Annotated in this window: 14 protein-coding genes; 1 reads left to right on the top strand and 13 read right to left on the bottom strand. The window is 75.3% G+C overall.

Annotated elements, in window-relative coordinates; genetic code table 11:
* Position 1: 1 nt before the first annotated feature.
* The 13 genes from H4O22_RS20755 to carA all read right to left on the bottom strand — a co-directional run bounded on the left by H4O22_RS20755 (position 2) and on the right by carA (position 14,517).
* On the bottom strand, positions 2-2,071 hold the full coding sequence (locus H4O22_RS20755) for a primosomal protein N' family DNA-binding protein (RefSeq protein ID WP_182526706.1): 2,070 nt from the start codon (positions 2,069-2,071) through the stop codon (positions 2-4).
* A gap of 50 nt (positions 2,072-2,121) precedes the next feature.
* Complete coding sequence (metK, locus tag H4O22_RS09300) at positions 2,122-3,324, bottom strand: methionine adenosyltransferase (RefSeq protein ID WP_182526705.1); 1,203 nt, start codon at positions 3,322-3,324, stop codon at positions 2,122-2,124.
* A gap of 75 nt (positions 3,325-3,399) precedes the next feature.
* On the bottom strand, positions 3,400-4,641 hold the full coding sequence (gene coaBC, locus H4O22_RS09295; RefSeq protein WP_182526704.1) for a bifunctional phosphopantothenoylcysteine decarboxylase/phosphopantothenate--cysteine ligase CoaBC: 1,242 nt from the start codon (positions 4,639-4,641) through the stop codon (positions 3,400-3,402).
* Between the two features lie 88 nt (positions 4,642-4,729).
* A complete protein-coding gene (gene rpoZ, locus H4O22_RS09290) occupies positions 4,730-5,056 on the bottom strand; it encodes a DNA-directed RNA polymerase subunit omega (protein ID WP_182526703.1) in 327 nt (108 codons plus the stop codon).
* Positions 5,057-5,067: 11 nt separating this feature from the next.
* Positions 5,068-5,646, bottom strand: coding sequence for a guanylate kinase (gene gmk / locus H4O22_RS09285; protein ID WP_182526702.1), 579 nt, complete (start codon positions 5,644-5,646; stop codon positions 5,068-5,070).
* Positions 5,643-5,969 (bottom strand): integration host factor, actinobacterial type, encoded by a 327-nt coding sequence (mihF, locus tag H4O22_RS09280; RefSeq protein ID WP_182526701.1) that lies wholly within the window; start codon positions 5,967-5,969, stop codon positions 5,643-5,645. Before mihF ends, gmk begins: the two co-directional genes overlap by 4 nt.
* Before the next feature lie 91 nt (positions 5,970-6,060).
* Positions 6,061-6,504, bottom strand: a complete 444-nt coding sequence (locus tag H4O22_RS09275) for a hypothetical protein (protein WP_182526700.1) — start codon at positions 6,502-6,504, stop codon at positions 6,061-6,063.
* Positions 6,501-7,331 carry an orotidine-5'-phosphate decarboxylase gene (gene pyrF / locus H4O22_RS09270; RefSeq protein ID WP_182526699.1) on the bottom strand — a complete coding sequence of 277 codons (831 nt, stop codon included), beginning with the start codon at positions 7,329-7,331 and terminating at the stop codon, positions 6,501-6,503. Before pyrF ends, H4O22_RS09275 begins: the two co-directional genes overlap by 4 nt.
* On the bottom strand, positions 7,328-8,155 hold the full coding sequence (locus tag H4O22_RS09265) for a nitronate monooxygenase (RefSeq protein ID WP_182526698.1): 828 nt from the start codon (positions 8,153-8,155) through the stop codon (positions 7,328-7,330). Before H4O22_RS09265 ends, pyrF begins: the two co-directional genes overlap by 4 nt.
* On the bottom strand, positions 8,152-8,991 hold the full coding sequence (locus H4O22_RS09260; RefSeq protein WP_182526697.1) for an iron-sulfur cluster-binding protein: 840 nt from the start codon (positions 8,989-8,991) through the stop codon (positions 8,152-8,154). The genes H4O22_RS09265 and H4O22_RS09260 overlap by 4 nt, the downstream gene beginning before the upstream one ends.
* On the bottom strand, positions 8,988-10,052 hold the full coding sequence (locus tag H4O22_RS09255) for a quinone-dependent dihydroorotate dehydrogenase (RefSeq protein ID WP_244963173.1): 1,065 nt from the start codon (positions 10,050-10,052) through the stop codon (positions 8,988-8,990). The genes H4O22_RS09260 and H4O22_RS09255 overlap by 4 nt, the downstream gene beginning before the upstream one ends.
* Positions 10,037-13,336 (bottom strand): carbamoyl-phosphate synthase large subunit, encoded by a 3,300-nt coding sequence (gene carB / locus H4O22_RS09250; protein WP_182526696.1) that lies wholly within the window; start codon positions 13,334-13,336, stop codon positions 10,037-10,039. The genes H4O22_RS09255 and carB overlap by 16 nt, the downstream gene beginning before the upstream one ends.
* 2 nt (positions 13,337-13,338) lie before the next feature.
* Positions 13,339-14,517, bottom strand: a complete 1,179-nt coding sequence (carA, locus tag H4O22_RS09245) for a glutamine-hydrolyzing carbamoyl-phosphate synthase small subunit (protein WP_182526695.1) — start codon at positions 14,515-14,517, stop codon at positions 13,339-13,341.
* A 92-nt stretch (positions 14,518-14,609) separates the two neighbouring features.
* On the opposite strand from carA, the gene H4O22_RS20750 reads away from it, so the two are divergent.
* Complete coding sequence (locus H4O22_RS20750; protein WP_182526694.1) at positions 14,610-17,213, top strand: ATP-binding protein; 2,604 nt, start codon at positions 14,610-14,612, stop codon at positions 17,211-17,213.
* Positions 17,214-17,288: the final 75 nt, after the last annotated feature.

Genomic DNA, 17,288 nt, shown 5'->3' with positions numbered 1-17,288 from the left:
GTCACAGGGAGTACGGGTCGACCTGGATCCGCACCGGGTCGAGCTTGCGGCTCGAGCGCACCCGCTGCACCTCGCCCAGCGCGTGGGCCAGGGCCGCGCCCCGGGCCCGGGGCACCCGGACGACGACACGCGAGCCCTCCTCGGTCTCGACCGGCCCGAGCACCTCGGCGCCCTCCGGCAGGTCGAGCAGGGTCACGGCGTCGTCGACGGCGCCCGGGTCGCCGCTGAGCGTCGCCAGACGGGACGCCGGCGGCAGGTGGGCAGCCTGCCGCTCCGCCGACTCGCGGTCGGCGAAGCCGCCGTGGTCCCAGCGCACCAGCGCCTGGACCGCCGGGTGCGCGGGGTCGCCCACCACGAGCGCGCGGCCGCCCGGCCGCACCAGGCCCACGGCGTTGCTCCACCGCCGCAGTGCCTCCTCGTCGGTGCGCAGGTCGGCCCGCCCCAGCGCGAGCCAGGCGTCGAGCAGCACGACCGCGGCGTACCCGCCCCGGGCGACCGGCTCCGCGCCGGGGGTGGCGACCACGATGGTGGGCCGGTCCTCGACCTCGGCCAGCACCCGGTCGCCGGACGACGTCAGCACCCGGACGCCGGGGAACGCCCGGCCCAGCTCCTCCGCGGTGCGCGCGTCGCCGAGCACGGGGGCGCGCAGGCCGTGGTGGCCGCACTCCGCGCACGCCCAGGCCTCCGCGGCGGTGCCGCACCAGCGGCAGGCCGGCGGCGCCGTCGGCCCGGACAGCGCCAGCGGGCCCGCGCAGGTGCCGCACCGGGCCGGGGTGCGACAGCGCTCGCAGGCCAGGCTGGTCGCGTAGCCGGTGCGGGGGGTCTGCACCAGCACCGGCCCGGCGGCGAGGCCGTCGCGGACCGTGTCGCGCACCTGGCGCGGCATCCGGGCGGCGCGCGCGTGCACGTCGCGCTCGACGTCGAGGTCGGTGGCACCGGCGACGGTCACGGTCAGCGCCGCGCGGACGGCGGCCCGGGGGGCGACGAGCTCGCGGGCCCAGCCCGTGCGCAGCAGGTACGCCGCCTCGACCGTGCGCGCGAACCCGCCGACCAGGGCCGCGGCGTCCTCCCGCTCCGAGCGCAGCAGCAGCACCTCCCGGGCGTGGGGGTACGGCGCGCGCGGCTCGGCGAGCAGGTCGTCGCCGTCGTCCCAGACCGCCACCAGGCCCAGGTCGTGGACGGGCGCGAACGCCGCCGCGCGGGTGCCGACGACGACCCGGCGGGCGCCGCGGCTGACCGCCAGGAAGTCGCGGTAGCGGCGGGCCGGGCCGGAGTCGGCGGTCAGCGCCACGTGGTGGCCGGGGCCGAGCACCTCACCCAGCGCGCGGTCGACGCGGTCGACGTCGCGGCGGTCGGGCACCACGAGGAGCGCGCCGCGGCCCCCGGCGAGGGTGGCGGCCGCGGCGTGGGCGAGCAGCAGCGGCCAGTCCGTGCCGGGGCGGGCCCCCCACACCGCCCGCGGGCTGCCGCCGGCCGCGAGGTGGGCCAGGAACGCGGTGGCGTGCTCGTGGTCGGCCCACGCGGCGCGGGCCGCATCGGCGTCGTGCCGGGCGGGGGCGTCGGGCGCCGGCGACGGCTCCTTCTCGGTGGTGGCGTGCCGCGCCGGGACCGCGAGGCGGAGCACGTCGGACCGGGTGCCGGCGTACCGCTCGGCGAGTTCGGCGGTGAGCGCCGCGACCTGGGGGGCGAGCACCGGCTCGGGGCTCACCACCCGGCGCAGCGGCGCGAGCCGCCCCGGGTGCTCGGAGGTCGCGGCGCGCGCCACGACGTACCCGTCGACGTCCTGGCCGGCGAAGCGCACCTTGACCCGCACGCCCGGCTGCGCGGCCTCGGCCATCGTGGCCGGGACGGCGTAGTCGAAGGGCCGGTCGAGGTGGGCGAGCGGCAGGTCGACCAGCACCCGGGCGACCGGGTCGACCTCGCTCACCGGGGCCTCGGCGACCTTGCGCGCGCGGGTGGCGCGGGCCTTCGCCTGGGACGCCGCGACCGTCGCCCGGACCATGCCCGGCAGCAGCTCGGGCTGCTCGGGCAGGGCCGGCGGCACGCGGCTGCCGGGCGGGTCGGGGCTCATGGCCGCATTGATACCAGCCGGCGCCCCCCGTCCCGCCGGGGCCTGGGAGATCAGGCCTGGACGGCGGCCTTCAGCGCGTCGGCGCGGTCGGTGCGCTCCCAGGTGAACTCCGGCAGCTCGCGCCCGAAGTGGCCGTACGCCGCGGTCTTGGCGTAGATCGGGCGCAGCAGGTCGAGGTCGCGCAGGATCGCGGCGGGGCGCAGGTCGAAGACCTCGAGCACGGCCTCCTGGATGGCCTCGTCGGAGACGATGCCGGTGCCGAAGGTCTGCACGAAGACGCCCACGGGCTGGGCCTTGCCGATCGCGTAGGCGACCTGGACCTCGCAACGGCGGGCCAGGCCGGCCGCGACGACGTTCTTGGCGACCCAGCGCATCGCGTAGGCGGCCGAGCGGTCCACCTTCGAGGGGTCCTTGCCGGAGAAGGCGCCGCCGCCGTGGCGGGCCATGCCGCCGTAGGTGTCGACGATGATCTTGCGGCCGGTGAGCCCGGCGTCGCCCATCGGGCCGCCGACGACGAAGCGGCCGGTGGGGTTGACCAGCAGCCGGTAGCCCTCGGAGGGGAGGTCGAACGTCGCGAGCACGGGGTCGATGACGTGCTGCTTGATCTCCTCCTCCAGCTTGGCGAGGTCGGTCTCCTCGGAGTGCTGGGTGGACAGCACGACGGTGTCGACGCGCACAGGGCGGTCGTCCTGGTCGTACTCGATGGTGACCTGGGTCTTGCCGTCGGGCCGCAGGTTGGCCATGGTGCCGTCCTTGCGCACCTCGGCGAGCCGCTCCGCGAGCCGCTGGGCGATCACGATCGGCAGCGGCATCAGCACGTCGGTGTCGTCGCAGGCGTAGCCGAACATCAGGCCCTGGTCGCCGGCGCCGCGCTGGTCGAGCTCGTCCTCGGAGTCGCCGACGCGGGCCTCGATGCCCTGGTCGACGCCCTGGGCGATGTCGGAGGACTGGGCGCCGATCGCGACCTGGACGCCGCACGAGGTGCCGTCGAAGCCCTTCTCGGAGGAGTCGTAGCCGATGTCCAGGATGGCCTTGCGGACCAGGTCGGCGACCGGGGCGTAGGCGTTGGTGCGCACCTCGCCCGCGACGACCACGAGCCCGGTGGTCAGGAGGGTCTCGACGGCGACGCGGAGGTTCTCCTTGTCGGGGTCGTTCTCCATCAGGTAGTCGAGCACGGTGTCGCTGACCCGGTCGGCGATCTTGTCCGGGTGGCCCTCGGTCACGGACTCCGAGGTGAAAAGACGTCCAGCCACAGTGCTACTCACTCCCGCTCGGCGAACTCGATGAGTCCGATGATATTTGAGGTCCCAGGATGCAAGACAGCCGTCTCACGGGCCGAATCGACGCGCCACCTGGTCCCAGATGACCTGGGCCAGCGCGGCCTTGGTGCCCCGGGGCACCTCGACGGACCCGCCGTCGGCGGCCAGGATGACCGCCTCGTTGTCGGGGCTGCCGAAGACCGCTCCCCCGCTGACGTCGTTGACGACCAGCAGGTCGCAGCCCTTGCGGGCCAGCTTGGCGCGCGCGTGCTCGAGCACGGTGCCGGACGCGTCGCCGGTCTCGGCCGCGAAGCCGACCACGACGCTGCCGGGGTGGCCGCGCTCGGTGCTGAGCTCGTGCAGGACGTCGGGGTTCTGCACCAGCTCCAGGGGCGGCGCGGAGCCGTCGTCGGCCTTCTTGATCTTGCCCTCGCTGACCGTGACGGGGCGGAAGTCGGCGGGGGCGGCGGCCATCACCACCGCGTCGGCGGACGCCGCGGCGGCCACGACCTCGTCGCGGAGCTGGGCGGTGGTCTCGACGTGCACGACCTTGACGCCGGCAGGGTCGGGGAGCGCGACGTTGGCGGCGACCAGCGTGACCTCGGCGCCCCGGGCGGCGGCGGCGCGGGCCAGCGCGTACCCCTGGAGGCCCGAGGAGCGGTTGCCGAGGAAGCGGACGGGGTCGAGGTACTCGCGGGTGCCGCCGGCGGAGACCACGACCCGGCGGCCGGCGAGGTCGGTCACCACGGACGACGCGGAGGAGCCGGCGGACCCGGTGGCGGAGCGGGCCAGCACCTCGCGGGCGAGCTCGAAGATCTCGCCCGGGTCGGGGAGCCGGCCCTTGCCGGTGTCGGCGCCGGTGAGCCGGCCCTCGGCGGGCTCGACGACCACGACACCGCGCTCGCGCAGGGTGGCGACGTTGGCCCGGGTGGCGGGGTGCTCCCACATCTCGGTGTGCATCGCCGGGGCGAGCACCACCGGGCAGCGGGCGGTGAGCAGGGTGTTGGTGAGCAGGTCGTCGGCGATGCCGTGGGCGGCCTTGGCCACCAGGTCGGCGGTCGCGGGCGCGACGACGACGAGGTCGGCGGTCTGCCCGATCCGCACATGCGGCACCTCGTGCACCGAGGTCCAGACGTCGGTGGCCACCGGCTTGCCGGACAGCGCCGCCCAGGTGGGGGCGCCGACGAACTCCAGCGCCGCGGCGGTGGGCACCACGGTGACGTCGTGGCCGGACTCGGTGAGCCGGCGGAGCAGCTCGCAGGCCTTGTAGGCGGCGATGCCGCCGGAGACGCCCAGCACGACGCGGGGCATGACGCGGGGTGCCGGAACCGAACCGGGCCGCGCCCCCGAAGGGGACGCGGCCTCGTGGTCGTCGCTGATGCTCAGCGGGGTGCTCTGGCTACTCGGAGTACGTCGCGTCGGCCGCGGCGGCCTTCGCAGCGGCCTCCTCGGCGGCGAGCTCGGCCGGGTCGACGTCCTCGCAGGTGAGCAGGTCCTCGTTGATCTCGCGGAGCGCGATCGACAGGGGCTTCTCCTGCACGTGGGTGTCGACCAGCGGGCCGACGTACTCGAGCAGGCCCTCGCCGAGCTGGGAGTAGTAGGCGTTGATCTGGCGGGCGCGCTTGGCGCTGTAGAGCACCAGCTTGTACTTGCTGTCCGTCTTGGTCAGCAGGTCGTCGATCGAGGGGTTCGTGACGCCCTCGGCGGCGATGTTAGGAGAAGACACGCTGGTGAGCCTCACAGATCGGTAGGGGGATGCACCATCAAGGCTACCAACTCCTCGGCGGCAGCGTGAATCTCGTGGTTGACGATGCTCACGTCGAACTCCGACTCGGCCGCCAGCTCCTCGCGCGCGGTGACCAGACGGCGCTCCCGCTCCTCCGCGGTCTCGGTGCCGCGGCCGACGAGCCGGCGCACCAGCTCGTCCCACGAGGGCGGCTTGAGGAAGACGAACAGCGCGTCGGGCATCGTCTCGCGGACCTGCCGGGCGCCCTGCAGGTCGATCTCCAGCATGGCGGGGTGCCCGGAGGCCAGCGCGAGCTCCACGGGCTGGCGCGGGGTGCCGTAGCGGGCGGCGCCGTGCACCACGGCCCACTCGAGCAGGTCCTGCTCGGCGACCATCCGGTCGAACTCCTCGTCGGAGACGAACCAGTAGTGGACGCCGTTCTCCTCCCCCGGCCTCGGCCGGCGCGTGGTCGCCGAGACCGAGATCCAGACTTCGGGGTGGGTGGCCCGCACGGCGGCGGCGACGCTCCCCTTGCCGACGGCGGTGGGACCGGCGAGCACGACGAGCCGCGAACGGCGCTCGGGCGTCACGCAGGATCGCGAGGGGTGAACTCGGCCTCCAGGGCCGCGACCTGCTTGGACCCGAGCCCCCGGACGCGGCGGCTCTCGGCGATGCCGAGCCGCTCCATCGTCTGGCGCGCGCGCACCTTGCCGAGGCCGGGCATCGACTGGAGCAGGTCGACGACCCGCATCTTGCCGATGACCTCGTTGGTCTGGCCCTGCTGCAGCACGTCGACGATGGAGGCGCCGGAGTTCTTCAGCCGGTTCTTGACCTCGGCCCGCTCCCGGCGGGAGGCGGCGGCCTTCTGCAGAGCCGCCTGGCGCTGTTCGGGGGTGAGCGGAGGCAGTGCCACGTAGAGGTCCTTCGTCGAGAGAGCAGCCGGTGCGAGGTCAATCTAGTCAGAACCGGTCGCGGGCGGCAATCGCCCGGTCCCCCGGCCGGGATCAGCGGCTGAGCGGGGTCTGGCACACGTCGCGCGACTGCTGCTGGAGGGCGTCGAGCGCACCGGCGGTGGCCGGGGAGACCAGACCCTCGGCGGCGGCCTCGATGCGGGCGCGCTCGTCGCGGCCCAGGCCCGGGGGCGGGTCCTCGCCGTCGTACGCCGCGGGGTCGACGTCGGCGTCGGCGAGGGCCTCGTCGAGCGCCTCGAGGCTGCCGACCACCTGCTCCCACTCGTCGCGCACGTCACGGGGCGCCCGCTCGCTGAGGTCGCGGAACGGGCCCAGGGCGTCGAGCAGCGCGGTCGGACCGCCCTCGGCTGCGATCTCGGTCAGCCGCTCCTGGTGCTCCTCGACCGCGGCGCAGTAGTCCTCGGTCGGGTCGCCGCCCCCGCACGCCGCCAGCGGGACCAGGGCGGCGAGCACGGCCGCGCCCAGCGCGACCCTCATGCACGCCCCAGCTCGTCGTTGGCCCGGCGTACGGCGTCGCGCATCGCGCCCGCGTCGGGGCCCAGCCGCAGCACCTCGCGGGAGGAGCTCGGCAGCACCAGCGCCGCCGCCGACCCGAAGATCCGGCGTACGTCGGCCGCCGTGCCGCCCTGCGCGCCGTACCCGGGGGCCAGGACCGGCCCGTTGAACGCGAGGTCCTCCCCGGTGCCGCCGATGGTCGCGCCGATGACCGCGCCGAGGCTGCCCAGCGGCTCCGCGCCCGCGTTGAGCCGGCGCAGGTGCGCGAGCACGCCGCCGGCGACGGTGCCGCCGTCCTCGGTGCGGGCGTGCTGGACCTCGGGGCCCTCCTTGTTGGAGGTGAGCGCGAGCACGAAGACGCCGGCGCCGTGGGCGCGGGCGGTCTCGATCATCGGGTCCAGCGAGCCGAACCCGAGGAAGGGGCTCGCGGTGATCGCGTCGGCGGCGAGCGGGGAGGACGGGTCGAGGTAGGCGTCGGCGTAGGCCTGCGAGGTCGAGCCGATGTCCCCGCGCTTGACGTCGAGCAGCACCAGCGCGCCGGCCGCCCGCGACTCCGCCACCACCCGCTCCAGGACGGCGACCCCGCGGCTGCCGAACCGCTCGTAGAACGCCGACTGCGGCTTGACCACCGACGCGTGCGGCGCGAGCGCCTCGACCGCGGTGAGCGCGAACCGCTCCAGCCCGGCGACGTTGTCGGCCAGCCCCCAGTCGGCCAGCAGCGCGGCGTGCGGGTCGATGCCGACGCACAGCGGCCCGCGCGCGGCGACGGCGGCGTGCAGGCGGGCGCCGAACGGCGGGGGCTGGGTCACGAGGGCTCCTCGGTCAGGCCGGCCGCGATCCGCGCGGCGGTCGTGGGGTCGTGCAGGAGGGCGGTGCCGACCTGGACGGCGCACGCCCCGGCGGCGAGGAAGGAGCGCGCGTCGGCGGTGTCCGCGATCCCGCCCGCGGCCACGACCGGGAGGTCGGGCAGCGCGGCCGTCACCTCGGCGACGCAGCGCAGCGCCAGCGGGCGGACGGCGGGACCGCTCAGCCCGGCGGGCCGGCCGTCGGGCAGCGCCGCGGGCTGGGCTCCCCCGACGACGACCGCGTCGGCGCCGGCCTCGGCGACGGTGCGGGCGGCCTCGACGACGCGCAGCACGTCGGGGCGGAGCTTGACCAGCAGCGGCAGTCCGCGCGGCAGGTCGCGGGCCACCGCCGCGACCACCCCGGCCGCGACGAACGGCTCGCGCGCGTCGAGCAGCCCGGCCGCGACCGCGTCGGGGAGCGCGAGGTTCAGCTCGAGGGCGGCGACGCCGGGCGCGCGGCCCAGCCGCCGGCAGACCTCGGCGTACTCCTGGATGGTGGCGCCGACGACCGAGACCACGACCCGAGCGCCCTGCTGGAGCAGCCAGGGCAGCTCGCTGGCCAGGAACCCCTCGAGGCCCGGGCCGGGCAGCCCGGTGGCGTGCAGCAGCCCGGACGGCGACTCGACCACCCGGGGTGGCGGTCCGCCGGGGCGGGGGTCGAGCGCGATCGACCGGGTGACGAAGGCGCCGTACGTCGACAGCGGGGCGTACGCCGCGAGCTCGCGGCCGGTGCCGCCGCAGCCGGCCGCGACCAGCACCGGGGACGGGAGCGGGAGGCCGGGGATCACGCGGACCGGTCCTCGAGCTCGGCCCAGCGCACCCGGTCGCCGCGGAAGACCGGGCCGTCGGCGCAGGCCCGGACGGTGCGGGCGACGCCGTCCTCGCCGACGACCGGCACCGGGCAGCCGTGGCAGAGCCCGGTGGCGCAGGCCAGCGGCTGCTCGACGGCGGTCTGGCTCCAGGCGCCGGCGTCCTCCGCGGCGGCGGCGACGGCGTGCAGGGTGGCGACCCGGCCCCCGGCGTACACGACCTCGGCGCCGGAGCGCTCGAGGACCCCGACGACGACGTCGGCGACCCGGCCCTTCATCCCGACCGACCCGTCGCGGGTGACGACGGTGACCGCGCGGGCCGAGCGCCGGGCCTCCAGCGCGGAGAGCAGGTGCGCCTCGTCGTCGGCGGCGACCAGCAGGTTGACCGCGCAGCCGCGCTCGCGCAGCCGCTCGGCGAGCGGGAAGAGCGGCGCCGCGGCGTACCCCTCGCCGACGAGCAGGCAGCTCACCGGCTCCTTGGGCAGCGCGAACGGCCGGCCCAGCGGGCCGGTGACCTCGACCCGGCTGCCGGGGGTGAGGGCGGCGAGCCACCGGGTGCCCGGGCCGACCGGCTCGACGACGAGCTGGAGCGCGGGCCCGTAGCCGCCGACCGGGCGGACCTGGTGGACCCACAGCGCCCGCCGGGCCAGCCGGGTGGCGCCGGTCGTCTCGCCCACGGAGAGCGCGACGAAGGTGCCGGGGCGGAACCGCTCGGCCACGTCCGGGGCCACCACGGTCAGGTGCGTGTAGGCGCCGACCACCTTGGTGGCCAGCACCTCGCCGGTGACGTGGACCGGGCCGGGGGCGGGGGTCATCGGGTCGCCCCGACCCCGCGGACGACCCGCCGCGGCCACCCCGGGCCCTCGTAGACGAACGCGGTGTAGCCCTGCAGCAGGTCGGCGCCGGCCGCGAGCCGGTCGCGGGCGTCCTGGACCGTGGTGATGCCCCCGACGCCGATGAGCGTCAGGTCGGGGCCGACCCGCCCGCGGAGCAGCCGGAGCACCTCCAGCGAGCGCGCGGCCAGCGGCCGCCCCGAGAGCCCGCCGGCGCCGATCGCCTCGACCTCCGCCGCCGGGCTGCGCAGCCCGGAGCGCGAGATCGTGGTGTTGGTGGCGATGACGCCGTCGAGCCCGATCGCCACCGCGAGGTCGGCGACCGCCAGGACGTCGTCGTCGGCGAGGTCGGGCGCGATCTTCACCAGCAGCGGCACCCGCCGGTCCGCGACCGCGAGGTCCGCGGTGCGCCGCACGTGCTCGAGCAGCGGGCCCAGCCGCTCGACGGCCTGCAGGCTGCGCAGCCCGGGGGTGTTCGGCGAGCTGACGTTGACGACGAGGTAGTCGGCGTGCGGCGCCAGCAGCCGGGCGGACTTCGCGTAGTCGGCCTCGACCGCGGCCTGGTCGTCGTCGGGCACGAGCTTGGTCTTGCCGATGTTCACGCCGACCACCGGGCCGGGTCGCCGGCCACCGGAGGAGCTCGCCCGAGCGGCGAGCCGCCGGGCCACGGCCTCGGCGCCGTCGTTGTTGAACCCCATCCGGTTGACCACGGCGCGGTCGGGGACGAGCCGGAACAGCCGCGGGCGCGGGTTGCCCGGTTGCGGCTCCCCCGTGACGGTGCCGACCTCGACGTGCCCGAAGCCGAGCGCCCCGAGGGCGTCGATGCCGACGGCGTTCTTGTCGAAGCCGGCCGCCATCCCGAGCACGTTCGGGAACCTCAGCCCCAGCGCGTGCACCGGCGGGCCGGGGGTGCCGAGCCGCGCCAGCACCGGGCGCGCGGCCCGAACCGCCCCGAAGCCGAGGTGGTGGGCGCGCTCCGGGTCGATCCGGGTGGCGACCCGGTCGAACAGGACGTCGTACGCCGAGGTCACCTGCGTGCCCACTCCTGCAGGCTCCGGACGCCGATGTCGCCGCGCCGGGTCGCCTCGATGCCCTGCACGGCCGCGCCGAGGCCGGGCACCGTGGTGATGCACGGGACGTTCGCGCGGACCGCGGCGGTGCGGATCTCGTAGCCGTCGAGGCGGGCCTGGCTGCCCACGCCCGCGCCGTACGGCGTGTTCACGATCAGCTGGACCTCGCCGTCGTCGATGAGCTGGACGGTGGTCTTCTCCCCGTCCGGGCCGGGCCCCTCGAAGTGCTTGCGCACCACCGTCGAGGCCACGCCGTTGCGGCGCAGCACCTCGGCGGTGCCCTGGGTCGCGAGGATCTCGAAGCCCATGTCGGCGAGCACCTTGACCGGGAAGATCATCGCCCGCTTGTCCCGGTTGGCCATCGAGACGAAGACCTTGCCCGACGTGGGCAGCGGACCGAACGCCGCGGCCTGGGACTTCGAGAACGCCGTGCCGAAGTCGCGGTCCAGCCCCATCACCTCGCCGGTCGACTTCATCTCCGGGCCGAGCACGGTGTCGACCTGGGCGCCGTCGGGGGTGCGGAACCGGTTGAACGGCATCACCGCCTCCTTGACCGCGATCGGCTGGTCCGCGGGCAGCGAGCCGCCGTCGCCGGACGCCGGCAGCACGCCCGCGGCCCGCAGGTCGGCGACCGACTCCCCCAGCATGATCCGCGCCGCGGCCTTGGCCAGCGGGGTCGCGGTCGCCTTGGACACGAACGGCACCGTGCGGCTGGCGCGCGGGTTGGCCTCCAGGACGTAGAGGATGTCGGAGCTCAGCGCGAACTGGATGTTGAGCAGCCCGAGGACGCCGACCCCGCGGGCGATGCCCTCGGTGGCCTCCCGGATCCGCTCGATCTCCCGCGCGCCGAGCGTGATCGGCGGGAGCGCGCAGGAGGAGTCGCCGGAGTGGATGCCGGCCTCCTCGATGTGCTCCATCACCCCGCCGAGGAAGAGCTCCTCGCCGTCGAAGAGGGCGTCCACGTCGATCTCGATCGCGTCGTCGAGGAACCGGTCGACCAGCACCGGCGCGCGCCGCGAGATCAGCCCCGCGGCGACGTACTTCTCCAGGTAGGCCTGGAGCGCCTCGTCGCCGTACACGATCTCCATGCCGCGCCCGCCCAGGACGTACGACGGCCGCACGAGCACCGGGTAGCCGATCTCGGTGGCGATCTCCTGCGCCTCCGGGTACGACGTGGCGGTGCCGTGCTTGGGCGCGACCAGGCCCGCCTCGGCGAGCACCCGGCCGAACGCGCCGCGCTCCTCGGCGAGGTCGATCGCGTCGGGCGAGGTGCCGACCATCGGGACGCCGTTCGCGGCGAGCCCCTGCGCCAGGCCCAGCGGCGTCTGCCCGCCCAGCTGGCAGATGACGCCGGCGACCGGGCCGGCCAGGGTCTCGGCGTGCACGACCTCCAGGACGTCCTCGAGCGTGAGCGGCTCGAAGTAGAGCCGGTCGGAGGTGTCGTAGTCGGTGCTGACCGTCTCGGGGTTGCAGTTGACCATCACGGTGTCGTAGCCGACCTCGCTCAGCGCGAGCGAGGCGTGCACGCAGGAGTAGTCGAACTCGATGCCCTGGCCGATCCGGTTGGGCCCGGAGCCGAGGATGATCACCGCCGGCCGCTCCCGGGGCGCGACCTCGCTCTCCTCGTCGTAGGAGGAGTAGTGGTACGGCGTCTGCGCGGCGAACTCCGCCGCGCAGGTGTCCACGGTCTTGTAGACCGGCCGGATCCCGAGCGCGTGCCGGACCCCGCGCACCACGTCGGCGCTCATGCCGCGGATCTTGCCGATCTGGAGGTCGGAGAAGCCGTGCCGCTTGGCCTTGCGCAGCAGGCCGGGGGTGAGCTCGGTCGCCGCGGTGACCTCGGTCGCGACCTCGTTGATCAGCATCAGCTGGTCGACGAACCACGGGTCGATGCCGGTGGCCTCGAAGACCTCCTCGGGCGTCGCGCCGGCGCGGATCGCGTCCATCACCTTGCGCAGCCGGCCGTCGTGGGGGGTGCGGATCTCCTCGAGCAGCGCCGCCTTGTCGAGCTCGACCCACTCCTGGTGCCAGTCGAAGACCGCGTCGGAGGCCTCCAGCGAGCGCAGCGCCTTCTGCAGCGCCTCGGTGAAGCTCCGGCCGAACGCCATCGCCTCGCCGACCGACTTCATGTGCGTGGTCAGCGTCGGGTCGGCGCCGGGGAACTTCTCGAACGCGAACCGCGGGACCTTCACCACGACGTAGTCGAGCGACGGCTCGAAGGACGCCGGCGTCTCCGCGGTGATGTCGTTGGGGATCTCGTCGAGGGTGTAGCCGATCGCCACCTTCGCCGCGATCTTGGCGATCGGGAAGCCGGTCGCCTTGGAGGCCAGCGCGCTCGACCGGGACACCCGCGGGTTCATCTCGATCACCACGAGCCGGCCGTCGGCGGGGTTCACGGCGTACTGGATGTTGCAGCCACCGGTGTCGACGCCGACGGAGCGGATGATGCCGATCGCCATGTCGCGCATGTGCTGGTACTCGCGGTCGGTGAGCGTCATCGCCGGCGCGACGGTGATCGAGTCGCCGGTGTGCACGCCCATCGGGTCGAGGTTCTCGATCGAGCAGACGATCACCACGTTGTCGGCGGTGTCGCGCATCACCTCGAGCTCGTACTCCTTCCAGCCGAGGATCGACTCCTCGAGGAGCACCTCGGTGGTCGGGCTGGCCGCGAGGCCCGCGCCGGCGATCCGGTGCAGGTCGGTCTCGTTGTAGGCCATGCCCGAGCCCGTGCCGCCCATGGTGAACGAGGGCCGCACGACGACCGGGTAGCCGAGCTCCTCAGCGGCCGCCAGGCAGTCGTCCATCGAGTGGCAGATCGCCGACTTCGCGGACTCGCCGCCGAGCTCCTCGACGATCTTCTTGAACACCTGGCGGTTCTCGCCGCGGTCGATCGCCTCGATGCTGGCGCCGATCAGCTCCACGCCGTACTTCTCCAGCACGCCCTCGCGGTCCAGCGCCATCGCGGCGTTGAGCGCGGTCTGGCCGCCGAGCGTCGCGAGCAGCGCGTCGGGGCGCTCCTTGGCGATCACCTTCTCGACGAACTCCGGGGTGATCGGCTCGACGTACGTCGCGTCGGCGAACTCCGGGTCGGTCATGATCGTCGCCGGGTTGGAGTTCACCAGGATGACCCGCAGGCCCTCCTCGCGCAGCACCCGGCAGGCCTGGGTGCCGGAGTAGTCGAACTCCGCGGCCTGGCCGATGATGATCGGCCCGGAGCCGATCACCAGCACGGACTTGATGTCCTCGCGCTTGGGCATGCTCAGGCCTCGCTCTCGGTGGTCGGGTTCCGCGGGTCACGGCGCTCCGACATCAGTTCGGCGAAGCGGTCGAAGAGGTACGCCGCGTCGTGCGGCCCGGCGGCCGCCTCGGGGTGGTACTGCACCGAGAAGGCCTTGAGCCTCCCTGGTTCGGTGGTCGAGCCTGTCGGGACCCGGAGCTCGAGCCCCTCGACCACGTCGTCGTTGAGGCAGACGTGGCTCACCGTCGCCTCCCCGTACGGCGTGCTGGTGACACCCTCGAGCGGGGCGTCGACGGCGAACCCGTGGTTGTGGGCGGTCACCTCGACCCGGCCGGTGGTGCGGTCCATCACCGGCTGGTTGATGCCGCGGTGGCCGTAGGTGAGCTTGTAGGTGCCGAAGCCCAGCGCGCGGCCGAAGAGCTGGTTGCCGAAGCAGATGCCGAAGTAGGGCAGCTCCTGGGCGAGCGCCCCCTGCAGCACCTCGACCTGGTGGGTCGTGGCGGCGGGGTCGCCGGGCCCGTTGGAGTAGAACAGCCCGTCGGGACGCACCGCGAGCACGTCGTCGAGCGTCGCGGTGGCGGGCAGCACGTGCACCTCGATCCCGCGCTCGGCCATCCGGTGCGGCGTCATCGTCTTGATGCCGAGGTCGAGCGCCGCGACGGTGAACCGCCGCTCACCGTGCGCCGGGACGACGTACGCCTCCTGGGTGGAGACCTCGCTGGAGAGCTCGGTGCCGGCCATCGCGTCGGCCTGCCGGACCCGCTCGAGCAGCGCGGCGGGGTCGGTCTCCACCGAGGAGATGCCGACGCGCATCGCGCCGCGCTCGCGCAGGTGCCGAGTCAGCGCGCGGGTGTCGATGCCGGAGATGCCGACCACGCCCTGGTCGCGCAGCTCGTCGTCGAGGGTGCGCCGGGAGCGCCAGCTCGAGGGCCGGCGGGCGGGGTCGCGCACGACGTACCCGGCCACCCAGATCCGACCGGACTCCTGGTCCTCGTCGTTGATCCCGGTGTTGCCGATGTGCGGCGCGGTCATCACGACGACCTGGCGGTGGTACGACGGGTCGGTCAGCGTCTCCTGGTAGCCGGTCATGCCGGTGTTGAAGACCGCTTCGCCGAACGTCTCGCCGGGGGCGCCGTACGCCTCGCCGGTAAAGGTGCGACCGTCCTCGAGGACCAGGATCGCAGGGGCATGCAACGGCACGCCGACCTCCTTCTCCGCCTCACGGGACGGATCGTTAAAGGATGTTCGAACGCAGCGACCCTATCAGCGCCGGACCGTCCTACGATCAGGCCATGCTGTCCCGGACGGCTGTCCTGGAGCGCGACGAGGAGCTCGCGGCGCTGGTCCACGCCGCTGGTCGCGCGGCGACCGGAGCCGGCTCGGTGGTGCTGGTCTCCGGGGAGGCCGGGATCGGCAAGTCCAGCCTGGTCGGCGCCCTGCACGACGTGCTGCCCGACGCCCGGCTGCTCACCGGCCGGTGCGACGACCTGGCCACGCCCCGGCTGCTGGGCCCGATGAGGGACCTGGCCGGCTCCGTCGGGGCCGACCTCGCCCGCGCGCTCCGGTCACCCGGCGAGCGGGACGCGCTGTTCACCGCCCTGCTCGAGGAGCTCGACTGGCGCGGCCACGCGACCCTGCTGACCGTCGAGGACGTGCACTGGGCCGACGAGGCGACCCTGGACCTGCTCCGGTGGCTGTCCCGGCGGGTCGCCGAGCTGCCCGCGGTGCTGGTGCTGACCTACCGCGACGACGAGCTGGACGGCGGCCACCCGCTGCGTCGGCTGCTGGCCGCCCTCGCCACCGCCCGGTCGGTCGTCCGGCTCCCGCTCGGCCCGCTGTCCTCGACGGCGGTGTGCACCCTCGCCGGGGCCGCGGCTGCCGACGCCGTGCTGGCGGTCACCGGGGGCAACCCGTTCCTGGTCCACGAGGTGCTGGCCGCCCCCGGCCCGCCGGCCAGCACCGTGCCCTCCAGCGTCCTCGACCTGGTCCTGGCCCGGCTGCACCGGCTCGACCCCGCCTCCCGGGACGCCGTGGAGCGGCTCAGCGTCATCACCTCGACCGTGGACCGCCCCCTGGTCGACGCGCTGGTGCCCGGCGGGCTGACCGCCCTGGCGACCGCCGAGGAGCAGGGGCTCCTGGTCGTAGAGCCGCGGCAGGTCGCGTTCCGCCACGAGCTGACCCGGCGTGCCGTGGTCGACGCGCTGCCCGCAGCGCGGCGTACGTCGCTCAACGCGACCGCGCTCGCCGTCCTCGAGGCGCGTCCCGACCACGACCCGGCCCAGCTGGTGCACCACGCGATCGAGGCCGGCGACCCCGCCGCGGTCCTGCGGCACGGCCCGGCGGCCGCGGCGGCCGCGGAGACCGGGCGCGCGCACCGGCAGGCGGCCGACCACCTGCGTGCGGTCCTGGTCCACCGCGACCGGCTCGCCCCCGCGGACCTCGCGGACCTCCTCGAGGCCTCGGCCCGCGCCTGCTACACCGTCGGCGACCGGGAGCGCAGCGCCCTGGCCGACCAGGACGAGGTGGTCCGGATCCGGCGCGGGCTGGGCGACCCGGTGCGGCTCGGCGCCTCGCTGCGGATGCTCTCCCGGGTCGCCTGGTGGCAGGGCGACCGCCGCCTGTCGGAGCAGGCCGCGGCCGAGGCGGCGTCCGTGCTGGGCGGGACCGGGGACCGCCGCGAGCTCGCGCTCGCCCTCAGCAACCTCTCCCAGCTCGCGATGCTGGCCGACCGGATGGCGGAGGCCACCCGGACCGCGGAGCAGGCGATCGTGCTGGCCCGCGAGGTCGGCGACCGCGCCGTGTACTCCCACGCCCTCAACAACCTCGGCACCGCCCGGTGGGCCCAGGGGGACCCCGCCGGACGGCGGCTCGTCGAGGAGGCGCGCGAGGTCGCCCTGGCCGCCGGCCTGTCCGAGCACGCGAGCCGTGCCTGGTGCAACATCGTGTGGCAGCTGCTCGTGCACCTCGACCCCGACGAGGCGGGCCGGGAGCTGGTCGCGGGGATCGAGCACGCCGAGGCCGACGAGCAGGTCATGTTCTGGAAGTACCTCACCGTCGAGCGCGGCCTGGTCGCCCTCGCGGGGGCCCGCTGGGCCGCGGCGGTCGCGGACGCGGAGGTCGGCCTGGACGCCACCAGCCCGATCCGCTGCACCGCGCTGTTCGTGCTCGGCCGGGCGGCGCTCCGCACGGGGTCACCGGCCGACGACCTGGTCGAGGAGTGCTGGCGACTGGGCCGAGACCTCGACGAGCTGCAGCGGACCGCGCCCGCCGCGGCCCTGGCCTGCGAGTCCGCGTGGCTGCAGGGCGACCTCGTCCGGGTACGGCGCCTGGGGCGCGAGGTGTACGACGAGGCCGTGCGGCTCGGGTCGCTCCCGTGGCGGGTGGAGCTCGCGCACTGGCTCTGCCTCGCCGGGGACCCGGTCGACCCGGCGGACCTCGCCGGCACCACCCACCCGCACGCGCTCTCGGCGCGCGGCGACTGGCGCGGCGCGGCCGACGGGTGGGACGCGGCGGGCTACCCCTACGAGGCGGCCGCGGCGCTCACGCGGAGCGACGACGACGGCGTGGTGCTCGCCGCGCTGGCGCGGCTCGACGCCCTGGGCGGGGTCCGCCTCGCGGCCCGGGTCCGCGAGGACCTGCGCCGGCGCGGCGCCGTCCGCGTGCCGCGCGGCCCGACCCCGGCGACCCGGGTGAACGTCGCCGGGCTCACCGCCCGGCAGCTCGACGTCCTCGCCCTGGTCGCCCAGGGCCTGCCCAACGCGGTCATCGCCGAGCGGCTGGTGCTCTCGGTGCGCACCGTCGACCACCACGTGGCGGCGTTGATGGCCAAGCTCGGAGCGGCCTCCCGCAGGGAGGCGGTCGCCCGGGCGGAGGACCTGGGGTGGCCCGCCGGCTGAGCGCCGGGCCGCACGCCGGCCGGACGCAAGGCCGGACGCAAGGCCGGACGTAGGCCTCTTGCGCGGGGCCGAGAA

This window comes from Nocardioides dongkuii (assembly GCF_014127485.1).
Lineage (GTDB): Bacteria > Actinomycetota > Actinomycetes > Propionibacteriales > Nocardioidaceae > Nocardioides > Nocardioides dongkuii.
Note: the sequence above shows the minus strand (reverse complement) of the source record. Positions and strands in the feature narration are given on the sequence as shown.